The sequence below is a fragment of the Ruegeria sp. CDSC085 genome, assembly GCF_059610465.1.
The window spans coordinates 41,695-59,671 of sequence record NZ_JBXWNR010000002.1 but is presented as its reverse complement, the minus strand read 5'-3'; the positions used below and the strand labels follow the sequence as shown (position 1 = coordinate 59,671).

Sequence of the window (17,977 nt, the reverse complement as noted above, 5' to 3'; positions counted from 1 at the left end):
TTGCAGACAAGTTACAAGTCGACAACTTTAACCATAATACCGATTATACGTCTTTCTGCTGAAGCATGGTGGATTTACAAATTAAATACGACTCCTGTCAAAATTCAAATGGTTTGCACGTTATAAGCCCACACCAAGTAGCTACCCCAACGCGTATCCTGCGCCACGAACGGTTCGCACTGGGTCATTCCCACCATATTGCGTCAGAGCTTTACGCAAACGCCCGATATGCACATCGACGGTTCGGGTATCGACATAGATGTCGCGGCCCCAAACCCGGTCCAGCAATTGCTCGCGGCTCCAGACCCTGCCCGGCTTTTCCATAAATGTGCTGAGAAGCCGGAATTCGGTCGGCCCGAGCTTCAGGGGTTTGTTGTCCCGGCTGACTTTGTGTGTTTCGGAATCAAGAACGATGTCATCGAACTCGAGGCGCAAACCAACAGTCGCCGGACGGACGCGGCGCAATTGCGTGCGAACGCGTGCCATCAACTCGACCACTGAGTACGGCTTGACCACGTAATCATCCGCCCCGGTTTCAAGACCGCGAACCTTGTCCACTTCCTCGGACCGGGCCGACAGCATGATAATCGGGATTGAACGTGTATCCGGGCGGCTTTTCAGACGACGACAGACCTCTATGCCACTCAGATTGGGCATCATCCAGTCCAGAACGATGATGTCCGGACTGTCTTCGTCAACCAACAACATGGCCTCATCACCGTTGGCGGCCTTGGAGACCCGAAATCCTTCAGCTTCAAGATTGTAGGCCAGAACTTCACGCTGAGCCATTTCATCTTCGACAACCAGAACGGTAGGTTGATCTGCGGACATCTCACTCGCCTCCTACACGGTTTGCGACGTGTTGTCGGCCTTGGGCCGAGCCTCGGTCGGGCGGTCGCCAGTGACCAGATACACAACCTGTTCGGCAATCGAGGTTACATGATCGCCCATACGTTCAATGTTCTTGGCGATGAAATGCAGATGCATGCAGGCCGAGATATTGCGCGGGTCCTCGGCCATGAAAGTCAGAAATTCGCGAAACAGGCCGTTATACATCTGGTCGACCTCTTCATCGCGGTTGATGACATCTGTGGCCAGTTCTGCATCGCGCTGAATATAGGCATCAAGCGCATCACGCAGCATCCGTTCGACCTCGCGGGCCATACGGCGCAGAGCGGCGGCGCTTCCAGTGATCTCGCCCGCATTGACCAGAACGGTGGTTCGTTTGGCGATATTCTTGGCATAGTCGCCAATGCGCTCAAGGTTGCCGGACACCTTCAGAACCGACAAGATCAGTCGCAAGTCACCGGCCGTGGGCGCACGCAACGCAATCAACCTGGCAGTTTCTTCGTTAATAAGCTCTTCAAGCGCGTCGATGGCTTTGTCGCCCTTGCGCACTTCTTGCGCCAATTCTTCGTCGCGTGTTTCAAGCGAGCGCGCCGCGTTTATGATGGCGGCCTCGACTAGCCCGCCCATCTTCATGATATGCGCCTGGATCGCTTCAAGATCGCGGTCAAATGCAGATGCAATATGTTGTTCGCTCATTGTCAGATACCTGTGCTTAGCCAATACGGCCGGTAATGTAGCTTTCCGTGCGCGGATCGACCGGATTGGTAAAGATCTGTCCGGTTTCGCCGAATTCAACCAGATTTCCCAAGTGGAAGAAGGCCGTTTTCTGACTGACACGCGCAGCCTGCTGCATCGAGTGGGTGACGATCACCACCGAATACCGCGAGCGCAATTCGTCGATCAGTTCCTCGACCTGTGCGGTTGCAATCGGGTCAAGGGCCGAGCACGGCTCGTCCATCAACAGAACTTCGGGTTCGGTGGCAACCGCACGGGCAATGCACAAACGCTGCTGCTGGCCGCCGGACAGGCCCGTTCCAGGTGCATCCAGACGATCCTTGACCTCATCCCAAATTGCACCACGGCGCAAGGATTTTTCCACGATTTCATCCAGTTCCGCCTTATTTCTGGCCATGCCGTGAATGCGCGGGCCATAAGCGACGTTATCATAGATCGACTTGGGGAACGGGTTGGGCTTTTGGAACACCATTCCGACCTTGGCGCGCAACTGTACTGGGTCGACACGCTTGTCATAGATGTCCTCGCCATCCAGCAGGATATCGCCCTCAACCCGGCAGATATCTATGGTGTCGTTCATCCGGTTCAGGCAGCGCAGGAAGGTGGACTTGCCGCAGCCGGAAGGACCGATGAAGGCCGTGACGGTTTTGTCTTCGATTTCAACGCTCACGTCCTTAATGGCATGGGTCTCACCGTAGAAGACCTGAACATTCTTGGCGTCAATCTTGATGTCTTTGGAGTCCACGGATCTCTCCACTCGTGTCATGTCGTTCATTTCAGCCCCTATTACCAGCGGCGTTCAAAGCGGCGGCGCAAGATGATTGCGATGATATTCATGGTCAGCAGGAACATCAAAAGGATGATGATCCCACCCCACGCCTTCTCGTAAAAGCCGGCGTCAGCGCGTGCGGCCCATGTATAGATCTGGGCGGGCATAGCTGAGTTCGGCTCGGTAAAGCCCGCGAGGAAGCCGTCAGGATAACCTCGCGCAACAAATCCAACCATGCCGATCAGCAGGAGCGGCGCGGTCTCTCCCAAGGCTTGTGCAAGACCGATAATTGTACCTGTCAAAATGCCCGGGGCAGCCAATGGCAGCACGTGATGGAACACCGCCTGCATTTTTGAGGCCCCTACCCCCAATGCCGCATCGCGGATCGAAGGAGGAACCGCTTTCAAAGACGCACGGGTCGAGATGATGATTGTCGGCAGTGTCATCAGGGTCAGAACCAGACCGCCGACAAGCGGTGCCGATTGTGGCAGGTGCATGAATTGGATGAACACGGCCAGGCCCAGAATACCGAAGACAATGGACGGAACCGCTGCCAGGTTCGAGATATTCACCTCGATCAGGTCAGTGAACTTGTTCTGCGGCGCAAACTCTTCGAGGTAGATCGAAGCAGCAACGCCAATCGGCAGTGACAGGCAAAGTACCACCAGCATCATGAAGAACGATCCAACAACCGAGACACCAATGCCTGCACCGCCGGGGTTGTCCACGCCTGCGTCGGCACCAGTAATGAATGGCCAGTTGAATGCCTGCTTGATGATGCCTGCCTCTTCCAGCGCATCGACCAGATCCAGGTCGCTTTTTTGCAGAAACCGGCTGTCCTGCATGGTATCACGGGACACGCGACCTTTGAAATACCCGTCCACCCGGCTGGATGCCGCCAGATCGAAACTGACCGGCTCGCCGAGCTTATCTGGGTTTTCGGAATAGAAGGTCCGGATTGTCCCGCCGACTTTACCCAAAAGACGCTCGATCGCGGCCTCATCAAAATCAACGCTGATTCCGCGTTCAGCAAGTTCACTGTTCAACTGAGCGATGAACAGGTTGGAATAGGCCTTTGTCTTGAACAAGGTCTCTTCGACCTCGTCCCTCTGCGGCTCAGTCAGCGTGAAATCCACACTGACGACCGTGCGTTGGAAGGCCGGGATCCCCTGCGACAGGATTGAAGCAAACAAGACAACCAGAAAGAACAGGCCAGTTGCAATTGCAGCGATGCCATATGCGCGAAAACGTTTTTCGGCTCTGGCCCGTTTCTTCGTGTGCGCGTCAGTAGCCGTGAGCGAGATCGTATGTCGACCGGATTGCGGGCTTTGCATGCTGGTGTCGGTCATTCGTACTGCTCCCGGTACTTACGCACGATATACAGGGCAAAAACGTTAAGCCCCAAAGTAAGAATGAATAGTGTCATGCCAAGCGCGAAGGCGACCAGCGCCTCGGGGGAGGCAAAGTCAGCGTCGCCGGTCAACTGACTGACGATCTTGGCTGTCACGGTTGTCATGGCTTCGAACGGGTTCAGGCTGAGGCGGGCCGCGGCCCCTGCCCCGAGAACCACGATCATGGTCTCGCCGATGGCGCGCGATGCAGCCAGAAGGATCGCGCCGACGATACCCGGCAACGCGGCGGGCAGAACGACCTGACGGATGGTTTCCGATTGCGTGGCACCAAGACCGTATGAGCCGTCGCGCATCGCCTGCGGGACCGCATTGATAATGTCGTCAGACAGCGAAGAGACAAACGGGATCAACATGATCCCCATCACCAGACCGGCTGTCATCACGGCGGTGCCGGCTTTCATCCACCCCAGGCCATTGTCACCGAAAACGTCCAGCAGAAGTGGACCGACGGTCAACAGCGCGAAGAGACCGTAAACAATGGTCGGAATACCGGCCAAAACCTCAAGCAATGGTTTGGCAAAAGACCGCAAACGGGACGAGGCGTATTCGCTGAGGTAGATCGCGGCGAACAATCCTATCGGCACCGCAACCAGCAGCGCCACGACAGAGATGTAAAGCGTCCCCCAAAGCAACGGTATTATGCCGAGTTCGGACAACCCTCCGCGGCCCGAAAAGCTGGGTGCCCAGGTCATGCCGAAAAAGAAATCTGATGCGGGGTAGAGCTTGAAGAATTCCCAGGTGTTGAAAACCAGGGACAGGACAATGCCCACTGTTGTCAGAATGGCTACCGACGCGGCGGCCAGAAGAAGGGCTTTAACGCCCTGTTCAACAACGTTGCGCGCACGATAGTCAGCGTTGGTTTGCAACCAGCCCATTACGGCGCCGATCAAAGCAACCGTGAGAACAGCGACGGACATGATTACATAGCCGGTCGAGCTCATGGCCCGATAGCCCTGAGCTGCGCGCAATACCGGCTGGGTGATGTCCGACGTCACCACCTGGCCTGCTTCCTTCAGTTTCCGGGTAATCTCCGTGACATCTGCATGGGCATCGCTGGCGACAGTCTCGGTCAGGTTGCCTTGTGCGACCGCGCTGTCCAGCCCGGCGGCTGTGCGGCGTACTTCCGCCATGACCAGACTGCGGGAAGAGCCTTCCTTGATCACTGTTTCCGGTATCATGCCTGACACCTGCGAGTTAACAAAGAAAGGCTGTGCCAACAGCCAGACAATCATGAGACCGACAGCAGGGACAAGAGTCTTCAGCGCAACGTTCGCGCCATAAAAGGTGGGCAGGGAATGCAGGTTCCGACTGTCACCACCTGCGTTTTGCAACGCGCGTATGCGTCCAAGTATATAGCCGACAGCGGCGATCGCAGACACGATCAGAATAAGCCAAAGTATCGGCATGACACCCCCAGTTACTCTCGATTGCGATGAGAAAAGACAATGAAGGGGCGACTGATCCGTCGCCCCAAGATGCGTTAAACCAGTGTCAGACTTAGCTGCCCGAACCCATGGTGATTTCGTTGGCGATGGCGTCCTGAGTTTTTGCCAGCTCAGGATCAGCAACCAGTCCGTAGTTGGCAAGCGGGCCTGACGGACCGGCAATTTCGTCAGCAGTGAAGAACTGAGCGTATTCCTTCAGGCCCGGGACCACGCCGATATGAGCTTTCTTTACATAGAAGAACAGCGGGCGCGAAACCGGATATTCACCGGTGGAAATGGTCTCGGTCGACGGGGCAACGCCCGACATGGTCGCAACCTTCAGCTTGTCGGCGTTGTTTTCGTAAAACGCCAGACCAAACACGCCGATGCCGTTGGGGTTGGTGTCGATACGCGCCAGAGTTTCGGTGTAATCACCGTCGATATCGACCGATTTGCCATCGGTGCGAACCGCCAGACAAGCATCTTCAGCGTCGTCTTCGCTCATGCCGCCAGCAATCATGGCTTCCATTGCGCCGGTTTCTTCACATCCGATCAGCAGAACTTTTTCTTCAAACACTTCACGTGTGCCGTGCTTGGTGCCCGGGATGAAGCCAGCGATTTCAACATCGGGCAGTTCCGAATTGAACTCAGCCCAGCTGTTGTAAGGGTTATCAGCGATCTCGCCGTCTTTCAGCACTTTTGCGCCCAGGGCATTGAAGATATCCGCAGGTTCGAAAGTAGTGAAGTCAGGCCCGGTTTGCTGGCTTGCAAATACGATGCCGTCATAGCCGATACGGACTTCCATGATGTCTGTCACACCGTTTTCGGCACAGGCTTTGATCTCTTTTTCGCGGATCGCGCGCGATGCGTTCGCAACGTCGATGGTGTTTTCGCCAACGCCTTCGCAGAAACGCTTCAGACCAGCCGACGAACCGCCGGATTCAACGACCGGGGTTGGAAAATCTGTGTTTTCACCGAACAGTTCGGCTACGATCGAGGCATAAGGCAGAACGGTCGACGAGCCGGCAACCTGAACGTTGTCACGCGCCGCAGCAGTGGTTGCCGAGACGGCAGCGATAGCCAGCGCAGATGCCGACAGTTTTACAAAGGACATTTCAGTCTCCCTGAAAAGGTATGCTTGATCACCCCCATGATGATCCTGCGGGCACCCCTATGGGGCGTGCGTAAGTCTTTTGTGACAGGTGTGTAACACTTTCATGACAACCAGGACTTTTTTGCGAGTTAACCGCTAAAACGCTGACGACCAAGAAAGCCGGAACAAGGCCGACTTAGGTCTCTATCTGGGCAAAATGACCGTAAAAACAGAACCTTTTCCCAACTCGCTTTCCGCACGAAGCCTTCCTCGATGACGATTTACGATGTGCTTCACGATCGCAAGGCCCAGTCCCGTTCCGCCCAGTTGGCGCGACCTGTGACTGTCCGCGCGATAGAATCGCTCAGTCAGGCGCGGCAAGTGAACGGCATCTATGCCGGACCCTTTGTCTATGACCTGAACTCTGACAGCCGGGCCGCGCATCGCCGGATCCCTGTCCGCGGGCAAGACACGTACGGTGACGCTGCCGCCACTGGCGCCATACTTGATCCCGTTCTCGATGAGATTGGTGAAAACCTGCCGTAATTGGTCGCCGTCACCAGTGATCGAAAGCGGACCGTTTGTCACGTCCAGCGACAGTACCACGCCAGCGTCTTCCGCAAGGGGCCGCAGCGAATTTATCGTGGATTGCAGAAGGCCGGTAAGCTCCAGCTGTTGCTTGGGTCGAACACGTTCTTCGCTTTCGACCCGGTTCAACGACAAAAGATCTCCGACCAGACGGTTCATCCGGTTGGCTTCATCGGCCATGATCTTGAGAAACCGATCCCGTGCCGCAGGGTCTTCACGTGCCGGACCACGCAAGGTTTCAATAAAACCCATCAAAGCGGTCAGCGGGGTGCGCAACTCATGGCTGACATTGGCTACGAAATCCCGTCGCATCTGGCTGGCATGTTCCAGATGAGTGGTATCCTGAAACGTCACCATGACGGCCCCTTCGGACGCGGCACCTACCCCGTTCAAATATCTGCATTCAACTTCGTACGCTGTGTCCTGCGCGCCATCATTGGACAGATGACGAGTTTTTTTTGCGCTTTTGCTTGTCAGGGCTTGCTCGATGGCATCCAGAACCTGCGGCTGCCTCAAAATGGTCGCGAAATGGCGCCCGACAATTTTCTGTCCCAGAAGAGACGTTGCATCCGTGTTCGCCGCAATGATCCGTTCGGTCTGATCGACCACCAGCGCCGGCAACGGGATCGCAAGGACAATTTCCTGAAGAACGTCTTCGGTCATGCTTCAAAACCCAATCAACCCAATCGCCTTACTGCGCAGGTTTTAAGGTTTCACGAAACTTGCGCATATTTTCTTGGTAGTGCAGCGCACTGAACGTGATCCTTTGTGCCGCAGCCTCGTCCAGCTGGCGCACAACCTTGCCCGGCGATCCCATGACAAGCGAATTGTCGAGGATTTCCTTGCCCTCGGTGATCAGGGCTCCTGCTCCGATCAGGCAGTTCCTACCGATCTTTGCCCCGTTCAGAACGATCGCGCCCATTCCAACCAACGTGTTTTCACCTATGGTGCAGCCATGCAGCATCACCTTGTGCCCGATGGTGCAGTTCCGACCAATCGACAAAGGAAACCCGGCATCTATATGCATCACGCAGTTTTCCTGAACGTTGCTGCCCTCACCGATCCGGATTTCTTCGTGATCCGCGCGAATCGTACAGCCGAACCAGACCGAGGCCCCCTGCTCCAATACAACCTTTCCAATAAGATTGGCATCAGGCGCGACCCATGTGTCCTCATGAATTTGCGGCGCGTGCTCGCCCAAGGCGTAAATGGTCATGACAATCCCTCGAACTCATTCTGCAACTTGCGTACGTGTTGTTGCAACGTGGGTTGCTGAATGCGGCGCATCCGTTCAGCGCTTACGATAGTCTTCAGCTTGTCCTCGGTTGACTCGAGATCGTCGTTGATCAGGACATAGTCGTAATAGCCCCAGTGACTGATCTCGTCCCAACTTTTGAGCATCCGTCGGCCGATAACGTCATCACTGTCCTGCCCACGGGCTTCCAGACGGCGACGCAGCTCGGAGATAGACGGCGGCAGAATGAAGATAGACAGGGCGTGCTTGCCCAGATCCGAATTTCTGATCTGCACTTCACCCTGCCAGTCGACGTCGAACAATACGTCCCTGCCAGCATTGATCGAGTTTCGAACCGGCTCAGCAGGAGAGCCATAGAAATTACCAAATACATGGGCATGTTCCAGCATCTGCCCATCAGCGACCTGCTGTTTGAATTCGTCCTCGGACAAGAAGAAATACTCGCGCCCATGCTCTTCCCCGGGACGCGGAGCACGAGTTGTCGCCGAGATCGAGAATTCCAGATCCGTATCCCAGGCCATCAGCCGTTTGGCCAGGGTCGATTTGCCCGCGCCGGAAGGAGAAGACAGGATGATTAATAGGCCTCGGCGGTCCGCCATGTCAGTTGTTCCCATTCTTATTCTACGTTCTGCACTTGCTCTCGCATCTGATCGATCAACGCTTTCAATTCCAGCCCGACGGACGTCAGATCCGAGCTTTGCGCCTTGGAACAAAGCGTGTTGGCCTCGCGGTTGAACTCCTGCATCAGGAAGTCCAGCTTGCGGCCCACGGCCCCGTCCTGCGCCAACAACTCACGTGCGGCACCTACATGCGCGGTCAGGCGGTCGATTTCCTCGGTGATGTCGGCCTTGACCGCGATCATCGCCAGCTCTTGCGCGATACGATCAGGATCTGCGCCTTGCGTATTCTCCAGCACCCGCGCGAGGTTTTCACGCAGCGCCTCGGCCATTTTGCCCTTGCGTTGCTCTGCAATCGTCGCTGCTTGCGCCGTCAGTTCCGCGACTTGATCCAGTTGCGTGTTCAAGACCGCCGCCAAAGCTTCCCCTTCGGTCTTGCGCATGTCTATGAACGCGGCCAGAAGATCTTTGAATTCGGACGTCAGATGCGCAACAAGCGGAGTCGGATCGTCGGCCTCGGTTTCTGCATCCATCATCCCCTTGAGTGCGAGGAGATCTGACGCACGTGCCGGCGCGAGCGTGATGCCGCGCGCAGCTGCCAGCGCCTCTGTTTGCTCAAGAGCGGTCAGGGCCGCAACCATCGCGGCTTCGTTCAAGGCCAGCTCCAGTGCGGAATCCTCTCGGTTCACGCGCATCGACAGGGTCACGTTTCCACGGCTCAGAGATTTGGACAGGGTCGCCCGCAATGAAACTTCGAGGCCGGTCAACCAGTCGGGCACGCGCAGACGCATGTCCAGTCCCTTACCGTTTACGCTGCGAAGCTCCCACGACCAGCTGTGCGGGCCGTAAGTTCCCTTCCCCGAGGCAAACCCGGTCATGGATCTGATCATGATGGCCCTTTCCTGTTCCCCTGCTGTTTCGAGCATGTGCCGCACCTAATGCTATTGACTGGTGCAGAGCAAGAGTTTGCTGAAGATGCATTTGTTTGGCGCAAGTTAACCATTCGTTAAAGAATTGCTCCAAAATTGAATTAACCCGAGTCAAACTGCCCCTAGCAATGGCTTACGGGCCGCAGGTGCTTCCATTGTGTTGCATTTTATGAAAATAGCGGCCAATTGACGTTAGGGTAATGAAAATGAAAACTTTTTTCGGGACAGGTTCCGGGTCAGAATTTGGAAAGATCGTCGCAATGGATCGCTTTGACAGTGGGCGCAGCCTATCGCCGATCCGCCAGGCCGAGGCGTATTGGACCGCATTGTTGAGCGGCGACAGCGTACCGATGCGGTCTCAAATCGACCCGCGCGGGCTAGAGAATGTTCTTGAGTATACTTTTATCCTTGAACGTATAGCACCCGGGCTGGCCCGATTTCGCCTGGCAGGCAGCCATCTGAACACACTTGCGGGCATGGAAGTCCGGGGGATGCCTTTGACCGCATTCTTTCAACCCGATGCCCGAGCGCAAACCAAGGATATACTGGAACAGGTTTTTGCGTCCCCAGCTGTTGCCGAACTGGGTCTGATCTCGGGTGGCGTGTTGGGGCGTACGCGGATGCAGGCCCGGATGATCCTTCTGCCGCTAAAAAGTGACCTGGGGGATGTCAGTCGTGTTTTGGGGGTCATGATCGCCGATGGCGCAATCGGCAAGACACCGCGCCGGTTTTTACTATCTGATACACGGATCAAACCGGTTTCTGAAATTCAGGTACCCGCGCCCACTCCGCGCCGTCCTGTGGAAGGTTTTGCCGAGGAACAACGCGAATTCAAACGCTCTGCCGGCCACCTTCACCTGGTGGTATCACGCGACGATTGAAACCCGTAAGATTGCGGTGAACAAAAAAACAGCGGACCGATGGCCCGCTGTTGTCAGTGTTAAAGTTGCGCTTAGCTTACCGCGCGTTTGGAGCCGTTGCGGCGTAGGTTGGTCAGTTCTTCCGCCACCAGGAATGCAAGTTCCAGCGACTGCGATGCGTTCAAACGCGGATCGCAGGCGGTGTGGTAGCGATCAGACAGGTCTTCTTCGGTCACAGCGCGTACACCACCGGTGCATTCGGTCACATCAAGACCGGTCATCTCGAAATGCACACCGCCGGGGATGGTGCCCTCGGCCTGATGCACACCAAAGAAGTCACGCACCTCACGCAGAACTGAATCAAACGGGCGGGTTTTGTAACCCGTGGCCGATTTGATCGTGTTGCCGTGCATCGGATCGCAGACCCAGGTGACCTTTGCCCCTTCTTCCTTCACGGCCTTGACCAGACGTGGCAGATGCTCACCAGCTTTGCCCGCTCCGAACCGAGCAATCAGGGTCAGACGCCCCTCTTCGTTGTCGGGGTTCAGCTTGGACATCAGAACCTTGAGGTCCTCGGCCGTGGTGGTCGGGCCGCATTTCAGACCGATCGGGTTCAGAACTCCGCGGCAGAATTCGACATGCGCGCCATCAGGCTGGCGCGTACGGTCGCCGATCCAGATCATGTGACCTGAACCCGCCAACCAGTTGCCCGAGGTCGAATCCAGGCGCGTCAGTGCCTCTTCATACTCCAGCAACAGACCTTCGTGGCTGGTGTAGAATTCAACAGTCGAGAATTCATGCGTTGTTTCCGCAGTAATACCAGCCGCTTCCATGAAATCGATGGTGTCTTGAATACGGTCCGCCACCTCGGAATACTTTTGAACGTCCTGTTCATCCGCAAAACCCAGCGTCCAGGCGTGCACGCGGCTCATATCCGCGAATCCACCGGTTGAGAAAGCGCGCAGCAAGTTCAGCGTCGCCGCCGCTTGCGTGTAGGCCTGCAACATCCTGTTGGGATTCGGAATCCTGGCTTCCGGCGTGAAGGCCAATTCGTTGATGATGTCCCCGCGGTAGCTGGGCAGTTCAACGCCATCCACAACCTCGGTCGGGGCGCTGCGCGGCTTGGCAAATTGTCCGGCCATACGACCAACTTTGACCACTGGCACCTTGGCACCATAGGTCAGAACCATTGCCATCTGCAGCATCACCTTGAAGGTATCGCGAATTGCATCTGCGCTGAATTGTTCAAAGCTTTCAGCGCAATCCCCGCCTTGCAAAAGGAAGGCTTCGCCGCGTCCGGCGGCACCCAGATGTTGCTTGAGACGCCGCGCCTCACCGGCAAAGACCAGCGGGGGATACTGTGAAAGCTGAGCCTCGACCTTGGCCAGCGCGGCCGCGTCGGTATACTCTGGCATCTGAACCCGGGGCTTGCTGCGCCAGTTCGATTTTTGCCATTCGGTCATAGCTTTGATCTCCGCTGAAGTTTTCAGGTGGTCTCTATACAAAATGCAAGGAAGAGTGACCATATCCCATTTGCGCCTCTTGACGACGTAAACAAGCTTTGATCATGGTGGCTGTCAAATCAGCAGCTGGATGATCGTCCGTCCGGCCGCGAAGTAAGGACATCTCGCCATGCAAGAGCAACGCCAAGTTGTCACGGTGGAAGACACTGCGGCTCCACCTCGGAATTTCGTTTTTGTCCTCTTGGACAAATTCTCTCTTCTGTCCTTTGCTTCGGCGCTTGACAGTCTGCGCATCGCCAACCGCATGGCGAACAGGCAGCTATATACCTGGAGGTTGCTGGGAGAAGGCGGTGAAACGGTAACCTGCTCGGCCGGGACCGAGTTCAGTCTGGACAGTGATCTGGTAGAGCTGCAGCGCGACGACGTTGTTCTGATCTGCGGTGGCGTAGACGTTCAGGCGGCCACCAGCAGACGCGTGCTGAACTGGCTGCGGCGCGAAGCCCGAAGGGGCTTGCGGATCGGTGGCCTCTGCACTGCGGCCTATACTCTGGCAAAGGCCGGGCTGCTGGATAGCAAGAAGGCGACGATCCATTGGGAGAATTCTGACAGTTTCATAGAGGAATTTGATGAAGTAGAACTGACCAAAGCCGTCTTTCAGATCGATGGCAATCGTATGACGACTGCGGGCGGCACCTCTTCGATTGACCTTATGCTCAAGCTGATTGCGGATGACTATGGCGAGGATCTGGCCAACGCGGTGGCGGATCAGATGATCTATTCCTCGATCCGAACCGATCAGGACACGCAGCGCCTGTCAACTCCGACCCGAATCGGTGTCCGGCATCCGAAGTTGAGCCAGGTTATCCTGATGATGGAAAAGAACATCGAAGAGCCGATCTCGCCCTCGATTCTGGCCAAGGACGTAGGTATGTCGACCCGCCAGCTAGAGCGTCTGTTCCGCCGGTATCTCAGCCGTTCCCCCAAGCGCTATTACATGGAATTGCGGCTGCACAAGGCGCGAAACCTGCTGATGCAGACCGACATGAGTGTCATCAACGTGGCGCTGGCCTGTGGGTTCGCCTCACCTAGCCATTTTTCGAAATGCTACCGGGCGCATTACAACACGACGCCCTATCGCGAGCGTGGTGCGCAAAGTGGAAGATTGTCAGTCTAAAGTTCAGCGTCAAAGCTCTTTGACGAAATAGTGCAAGTACGGTCGGAGCATGGGCTGATCTTTGTAGGTTGTTGTCTTGATCGGAGAGTCCAGTTCAACAAACCCGAGCTTGGGATACAAAGACCGCATTTCCACATTTGGGGTGAGTGTATCTGCGATTAACCGCTTCAGCCCCATAGCTCTGGCGGCTTGTTCTCGTGCTTGAATCAATGCGCGCCCCACTCCAGTGCCCCGAGCATCTTCGGTTACAAATACACGTTTCAACTCGCCGGTATACTGATCAAACCGTTTCATCATTCCACACCCCACGATTTTGCCACCGCGGTTTCTTGCGACGATCAGGCATCCGTTCGGAGGCATATAGTCATCCGTGTTCGCCCAGAATTCCTCAAGTGCGCTTTGCGGTGCGGAAGGATCCAATTCGAACCCCATACCCTGCATTCTTTGAGCAATAAGAGCATAATATTGCTCCAAAATCATATTCAGCTCGGTTCTTGGCGGGATACTTGTGCACAATTCAATGTCGAAATCACTCATTGATATCCTCTTAACCGTGTAACCTGTTGGACAGACTGACTGCGGCGATGGAAACGCGCAAACGGAATTGTAAAGTCTGCTGGCATGCTTCGTATGTCACTGTTTGACAGACATCCTGTAAACCGCGCCCTGCCCGACTGAGATGAACCAGATCGCCCCATCCGGGGCCTGCACGATGTCGCGGACCCGTTCAGTCTCGGGGCCCTTGATCTGCTCGACCTCGCGCAGCGGGTCTCCGGACAGCCGAGCGATATAGTCGAATTTCAGCGAACCCACGAAAATGTCGCCCCGCCATTCAGGAAACATTTCGCCCGAATAGACCATCAAGCCCGACGGCGCGATCGACGGGTCCCAGTACAGGCGCGGCTGTTCCATACCGGGCTTGCTGGTGCCCTCGCCGATCTTTTTTCCGGAATAATGTGTGCCGTACGAGATGACCGGCCAGCCGTAATTGGCGCCGGGTTTGACAAGGTTCACCTCGTCGCCGCCGCGCGCACCGTGTTCCGACACCCACAACCTACCGCGCGCGTCCAGATCGGCCCCCTGTGGGTTGCGATGCCCATAGGTCCAGATTTCAGGTCGGATATCTGCCTGTCCGACGAAAGGATTGTCTGATGGCACCGAGCCGTCACGGTTGATACGAATCACGGACCCGATGGGGTTCGAACGATCCTGCGCCTGTGGCCCATCCCCTCGATCTCCAATGGTTACAAAAAGCGTGCCGTCCTTCGCTTCTACTACGCGTGAGCCGAAATGCCGCCCGCCTGATCCGCCGGGGGAAGCCTCGAAAATGACACGTAGATTTGTCAGGCGCGTGCCGTTCTCGGACAGGCGCGCAACGGCGACAGCTGTGCCCGCGCCACCATTTTGCGGTTTTGAAAAGGTCAGAAAAATCTCGCGGCTTTGATTGAAATCGCGCGGGATCGTGACGTCCAGCAATCCGCCCTGCCCCGAAGCTGCGACCTTGGGAGCGCCAGATACGGCATTCGCCTCTCCGTCCTGAACATAAAGCAGGTTTCCGTCCCGTTCGGTGACAAGAAAACTACCGTCAGGCAGGATACCGACGGCCCAGGGTGTATCCAGCCCGCCTGCCATTTCGGTGAGTTCAAGATTCCCGGCCGAGGTCGACAATGCCTGTGCCAAGGCACTTTCGGTGCAAAAAGTGACGAACAGAATCGCAGCGGCTCTGAGCATGTTGAACCTTCCCCGGACAATCTAAGGCAAACCCTAACAAAACAGATAGATTTCCAATCGATAAAAACACGATTGCGTTAGGACTTTTCTTTTCCCGGTAGCTTGCCTAGGTTCGTGGCCAGAACGAACACGTTCACAATAGGGAGTAACCATATGAAAAAGCTGCTTACAGCAACTGCAGCATCCGCCTTGCTGGCCGGACCTGCGCTGGCCGAAGACATCACGCTGGGCGTTTTGTTCGGGTTCACCGGCCCAATTGAATCGCTGGCACCTGCAATGGGTTCTGGCGCCGAGTTGGCAATTTCGGAAGTCACCGAATCCGGAAAACTTCTGGATGGATCCAAAGTGTCCGCATCGCGCGCTGACACCGGCTGCATTGATAACGGTCTGGCCACTTCGAACGGCGAACGCATGATTGCGGACGGTGTTGCCGGCATCATCGGCGGCGATTGCTCGGGCGTGACCGGTGCGATCCTTCAGAATGTCGCGATTCCGAATGGCATGGTCATGATCTCGCCCTCGGCGACCTCGCCGGGCCTGTCGACCATGGAAGACAACGGCCTGTTCTTCCGCACCGCGCCGTCAGATGCGCGCGAAGGCCAGGTGATGGCGGATATCCTGAAAGATCGCGGCATCAACTCGATCGCTCTGACCTACACGAACAACGACTACGGCAAGGGTCTGGCGGACGCGATCCAGTCCTCTTACGAGGCGGCGGGCGGTGAAGTTACCATCGTTGCAGCGCACGAGGACGGCAAAGCCGACTACTCGGCCGAAGTCGGTGCTCTGGCCTCGGCCGGTGGCGACATTCTCGTTGTTGCGGGCTATCTGGATCAGGGCGGCCTGGGCATCATCCAGTCGGCGCTGGACAGCGGTGCATTTGACACCTTCGGTCTGCCCGGCGGCATGATCGGTGACTCGCTGCCGGCCAATGTCGGCCCCGACCTGAATGGTTCGTTCGGCCAGATCGCCGGTTCGGGCGGTGAAGGGGCCGAGAAGTATTTCGCCATGGCCGAAGCGGCAGGGTTTGACGGTTCGTCGCCCTATTCACCCGAGTCCTATGACGCTGCGGCTCTGTTCATGCTGGCCATGCAGGCTGCTGGATCGACCAATCCGGCCGACTATGGTGGCAAGATCATGGACGTCGCCAACGCCCCGGGCGAAAAGATCTATCCCGGCGAACTGGCCAAGGGTCTGGAATTGCTGGCAAACGGTCAGGACATCGACTATGTCGGTGCGTCCGGCGTTGAACTGATCGGCCCCGGCGAAAGCGCTGGTTCCTATCGTGAGATCGAAGTGACCGACGGTGAAAACAAGACCGTCAACTTCCGTTGATTGATCGTCAAAGGCTATGAATGAAAGCAGCCCGGGCCTTGTGTCCGGGCTGTTTCAATGAAAAAAGACCGCACCCGATAAACGGGGTCGAAACAACAGCGCCGAACAGGCGGCAAGGGGAAAAGATGATCGTCGTCGAGGACGTGCACAAGCATTTCGGCGGATTTCATGCGGTGGACGGGGCATCGCTGGAAATCCAGAAAGGGTCGATCACCGGACTGATCGGGCCAAACGGGGCAGGAAAAACCACTCTGTTCAATGTGATCGCAGGTGTTCTGCCGCCGACCAGCGGCAAGGTGGTGATGGACGGCGAGGATATCACTGGCCTGCCCCCTCATGAACTGTTCCATAAGGGTCTGTTGCGCACGTTTCAGATTGCACATGAATTCCCGTCGATGTCCTGCCGTGAAAACCTGATGATGGTGCCTGGCGCGCAATCAGGCGAGTCGCTCTGGAACACGTGGTTCGGCCGCAAACGCATCGCTGACGAAGAACGCGCGCTGAAGGCCAAGGCCGATGAGGTGCTGGAGTTTCTGACGATCGAACATCTGGCCGATCACAAGGCAGGTCAGGTTTCCGGCGGTCAGAAGAAACTGCTTGAACTGGGCCGCACCATGATGGTGGACGCCAAGATCGTGTTTTTGGACGAGGTCGGCGCGGGTGTGAACCGCACCCTGTTGATGACCATTGCCGATACCATTCTGCGCTTGAACAAAGAGCGGGGCTATACCTTCGTCGTCATCGAGCACGACATGGATTTCATCGGCAAGATCTGCGATCCGGTCATCTGTATGGCCGAAGGCAAGGTTCTGGCCGAAGGTACTTTGGATGAGATCAAGGCCAATGAGCACGTGATCGAGGCCTATCTGGGCACCGGCCTGAAGAACAAAGACAAGCTGGAGGCCGGGGCATGAGCGACAACCCCTATCAGGATGACAAGGGCAACAAGGACGCCTCGATTACCAATCCGCACGGTGTCGGCACCATGACCCCGGCCCATCGCAAAAGTGGTGCGACGCATAAGGTCGAGGGCGGCCCTTTTCTGATCGGCGACACCATGACGGGTGGCTACGGCAAAGGGCCGGACATCCTGCATGATTGCACTATCGCCGTGGACAAGGGTGAAATTGCAGTCATCGTCGGCCCCAACGGTGCCGGCAAGTCGACGGCGATGAAAGCTGTGTTCGGGATGCTGGATGTCCGTTCAGGGTCTGTGCGTCTGGACGGAGAGGACATCACCAACCTCTCCCCGCAGGACCGTGTAATCCGTGGCATGGGATTTGTGCCGCAAACACAGAACATATTCACTTCGATGACGGTGGAAGAGAACCTTGAAATGGGTGCCTTCATCCGCCGCGACGACATCAGCCAGACGATGGAGCAGGTCTATGACCTCTTCCCGATCCTCCGCGACAAGCGCAATCAGGCCGCCGGAGAGCTGTCAGGCGGACAACGCCAACAGGTCGCAGTGGGCCGCGCGCTGATGACCCAGCCCAAGGTGCTGATGCTGGACGAGCCGACTGCGGGCGTTTCGCCGATCGTGATGGATGAACTGTTCGACCGGATCATCGAGGTGTCCCGCACCGGCCTGCCGATCCTGATGGTCGAACAGAACGCCCGCCAGGCTTTGGAGATTGCCGACAAGGGATACGTTCTGGTTCAGGGGCGCAATGCCTATACCGGCACGGGCAAGGAACTGCTGGCCGATCCGGAGGTTCGGAAGAGTTTCTTGGGGGGGTGAGG

Annotated in this window: 18 protein-coding genes; 5 read left to right on the top strand and 13 right to left on the bottom strand. The window is 56.5% G+C overall.

Annotated features, from left to right (window positions below; genetic code table 11):
* Window positions 1-141: 141 nt before the first annotated feature.
* The 10 genes from phoB to AC2FJB_RS03675 form a co-directional block, all read right to left on the bottom strand.
* The gene (gene phoB, locus AC2FJB_RS03720; protein ID WP_496717551.1) at window positions 142-831 is read right to left on the bottom strand and encodes a phosphate regulon transcriptional regulator PhoB; all 690 of its coding nucleotides are present in this window, start codon (window positions 829-831) and stop codon (window positions 142-144) included.
* A 12-nt stretch (window positions 832-843) separates the two neighbouring features.
* On the bottom strand, window positions 844-1,545 hold the full coding sequence (gene phoU / locus AC2FJB_RS03715) for a phosphate signaling complex protein PhoU (protein WP_117868960.1): 702 nt from the start codon (window positions 1,543-1,545) through the stop codon (window positions 844-846).
* 16 nt (window positions 1,546-1,561) lie between these two features.
* Complete coding sequence (pstB, locus tag AC2FJB_RS03710; RefSeq protein WP_117868959.1) at window positions 1,562-2,359, bottom strand: phosphate ABC transporter ATP-binding protein PstB; 798 nt, start codon at window positions 2,357-2,359, stop codon at window positions 1,562-1,564.
* An 11-nt stretch (window positions 2,360-2,370) separates the two neighbouring features.
* Window positions 2,371-3,702 (bottom strand): phosphate ABC transporter permease PstA, encoded by a 1,332-nt coding sequence (pstA, locus tag AC2FJB_RS03705; RefSeq protein WP_117868958.1) that lies wholly within the window; start codon window positions 3,700-3,702, stop codon window positions 2,371-2,373.
* Complete coding sequence (gene pstC, locus AC2FJB_RS03700) at window positions 3,699-5,171, bottom strand: phosphate ABC transporter permease subunit PstC (RefSeq protein WP_117868957.1); 1,473 nt, start codon at window positions 5,169-5,171, stop codon at window positions 3,699-3,701. Before pstC ends, pstA begins: the two co-directional genes overlap by 4 nt.
* 91 nt (window positions 5,172-5,262) lie before the next feature.
* Entirely contained in the window at window positions 5,263-6,303 is a 1,041-nt protein-coding gene (locus AC2FJB_RS03695; RefSeq protein WP_496717552.1) for a substrate-binding domain-containing protein, read from the bottom strand.
* Between the two features lie 183 nt (window positions 6,304-6,486).
* The gene (locus tag AC2FJB_RS03690; RefSeq protein WP_496717553.1) at window positions 6,487-7,533 is read right to left on the bottom strand and encodes a PAS domain-containing sensor histidine kinase; all 1,047 of its coding nucleotides are present in this window, start codon (window positions 7,531-7,533) and stop codon (window positions 6,487-6,489) included.
* A 28-nt stretch (window positions 7,534-7,561) separates the two neighbouring features.
* Window positions 7,562-8,086: a gamma carbonic anhydrase family protein gene (locus AC2FJB_RS03685; RefSeq protein WP_496717554.1), complete on the bottom strand. Its 525-nt coding sequence runs from the start codon at window positions 8,084-8,086 to the stop codon at window positions 7,562-7,564.
* Window positions 8,083-8,724, bottom strand: a complete 642-nt coding sequence (gene gmk / locus AC2FJB_RS03680) for a guanylate kinase (protein ID WP_496717556.1) — start codon at window positions 8,722-8,724, stop codon at window positions 8,083-8,085. The genes AC2FJB_RS03685 and gmk overlap by 4 nt, the downstream gene beginning before the upstream one ends.
* A 17-nt stretch (window positions 8,725-8,741) precedes the next feature.
* Window positions 8,742-9,632 (bottom strand): YicC/YloC family endoribonuclease, encoded by an 891-nt coding sequence (locus AC2FJB_RS03675; protein ID WP_496717557.1) that lies wholly within the window; start codon window positions 9,630-9,632, stop codon window positions 8,742-8,744.
* 245 nt (window positions 9,633-9,877) lie between these two features.
* Between AC2FJB_RS03675 and AC2FJB_RS03670 the strand changes: the two genes are divergently transcribed.
* Window positions 9,878-10,552, top strand: a complete 675-nt coding sequence (locus AC2FJB_RS03670) for a PAS domain-containing protein (protein WP_496717558.1) — start codon at window positions 9,878-9,880, stop codon at window positions 10,550-10,552.
* 71 nt (window positions 10,553-10,623) lie between these two features.
* Here the strand turns inward: AC2FJB_RS03670 and AC2FJB_RS03665 are convergent, their stop codons facing one another.
* Window positions 10,624-11,994, bottom strand: a complete 1,371-nt coding sequence (locus tag AC2FJB_RS03665) for a class II 3-deoxy-7-phosphoheptulonate synthase (protein WP_299897138.1) — start codon at window positions 11,992-11,994, stop codon at window positions 10,624-10,626.
* Between the two features lie 169 nt (window positions 11,995-12,163).
* Between AC2FJB_RS03665 and AC2FJB_RS03660 the strand changes: the two genes are divergently transcribed.
* The gene (locus AC2FJB_RS03660; protein WP_117868952.1) at window positions 12,164-13,168 is read left to right on the top strand and encodes a GlxA family transcriptional regulator; all 1,005 of its coding nucleotides are present in this window, start codon (window positions 12,164-12,166) and stop codon (window positions 13,166-13,168) included.
* Between the two features lie 9 nt (window positions 13,169-13,177).
* Here AC2FJB_RS03660 and AC2FJB_RS03655 read toward each other — a convergent pair whose 3' ends face one another.
* Together AC2FJB_RS03655 and AC2FJB_RS03650 are read right to left on the bottom strand one after the other, a co-directional pair.
* The gene (locus AC2FJB_RS03655) at window positions 13,178-13,705 is read right to left on the bottom strand and encodes a GNAT family N-acetyltransferase (protein WP_496717559.1); all 528 of its coding nucleotides are present in this window, start codon (window positions 13,703-13,705) and stop codon (window positions 13,178-13,180) included.
* A 96-nt stretch (window positions 13,706-13,801) separates the two neighbouring features.
* The gene (locus tag AC2FJB_RS03650; protein ID WP_496717560.1) at window positions 13,802-14,899 is read right to left on the bottom strand and encodes a PQQ-dependent sugar dehydrogenase; all 1,098 of its coding nucleotides are present in this window, start codon (window positions 14,897-14,899) and stop codon (window positions 13,802-13,804) included.
* Between the two features lie 153 nt (window positions 14,900-15,052).
* On the opposite strand from AC2FJB_RS03650, the gene AC2FJB_RS03645 reads away from it, so the two are divergent.
* From AC2FJB_RS03645 to AC2FJB_RS03635, 3 genes are all read left to right on the top strand, one after another.
* Window positions 15,053-16,234 (top strand): ABC transporter substrate-binding protein, encoded by a 1,182-nt coding sequence (locus AC2FJB_RS03645; protein ID WP_299897148.1) that lies wholly within the window; start codon window positions 15,053-15,055, stop codon window positions 16,232-16,234.
* A 125-nt stretch (window positions 16,235-16,359) separates the two neighbouring features.
* Complete coding sequence (locus tag AC2FJB_RS03640; protein ID WP_117872753.1) at window positions 16,360-17,148, top strand: ABC transporter ATP-binding protein; 789 nt, start codon at window positions 16,360-16,362, stop codon at window positions 17,146-17,148.
* Entirely contained in the window at window positions 17,145-17,975 is an 831-nt protein-coding gene (locus tag AC2FJB_RS03635) for an ABC transporter ATP-binding protein (RefSeq protein WP_117868948.1), read from the top strand. Before AC2FJB_RS03640 ends, AC2FJB_RS03635 begins: the two co-directional genes overlap by 4 nt.
* Window positions 17,976-17,977: the final 2 nt, after the last annotated feature.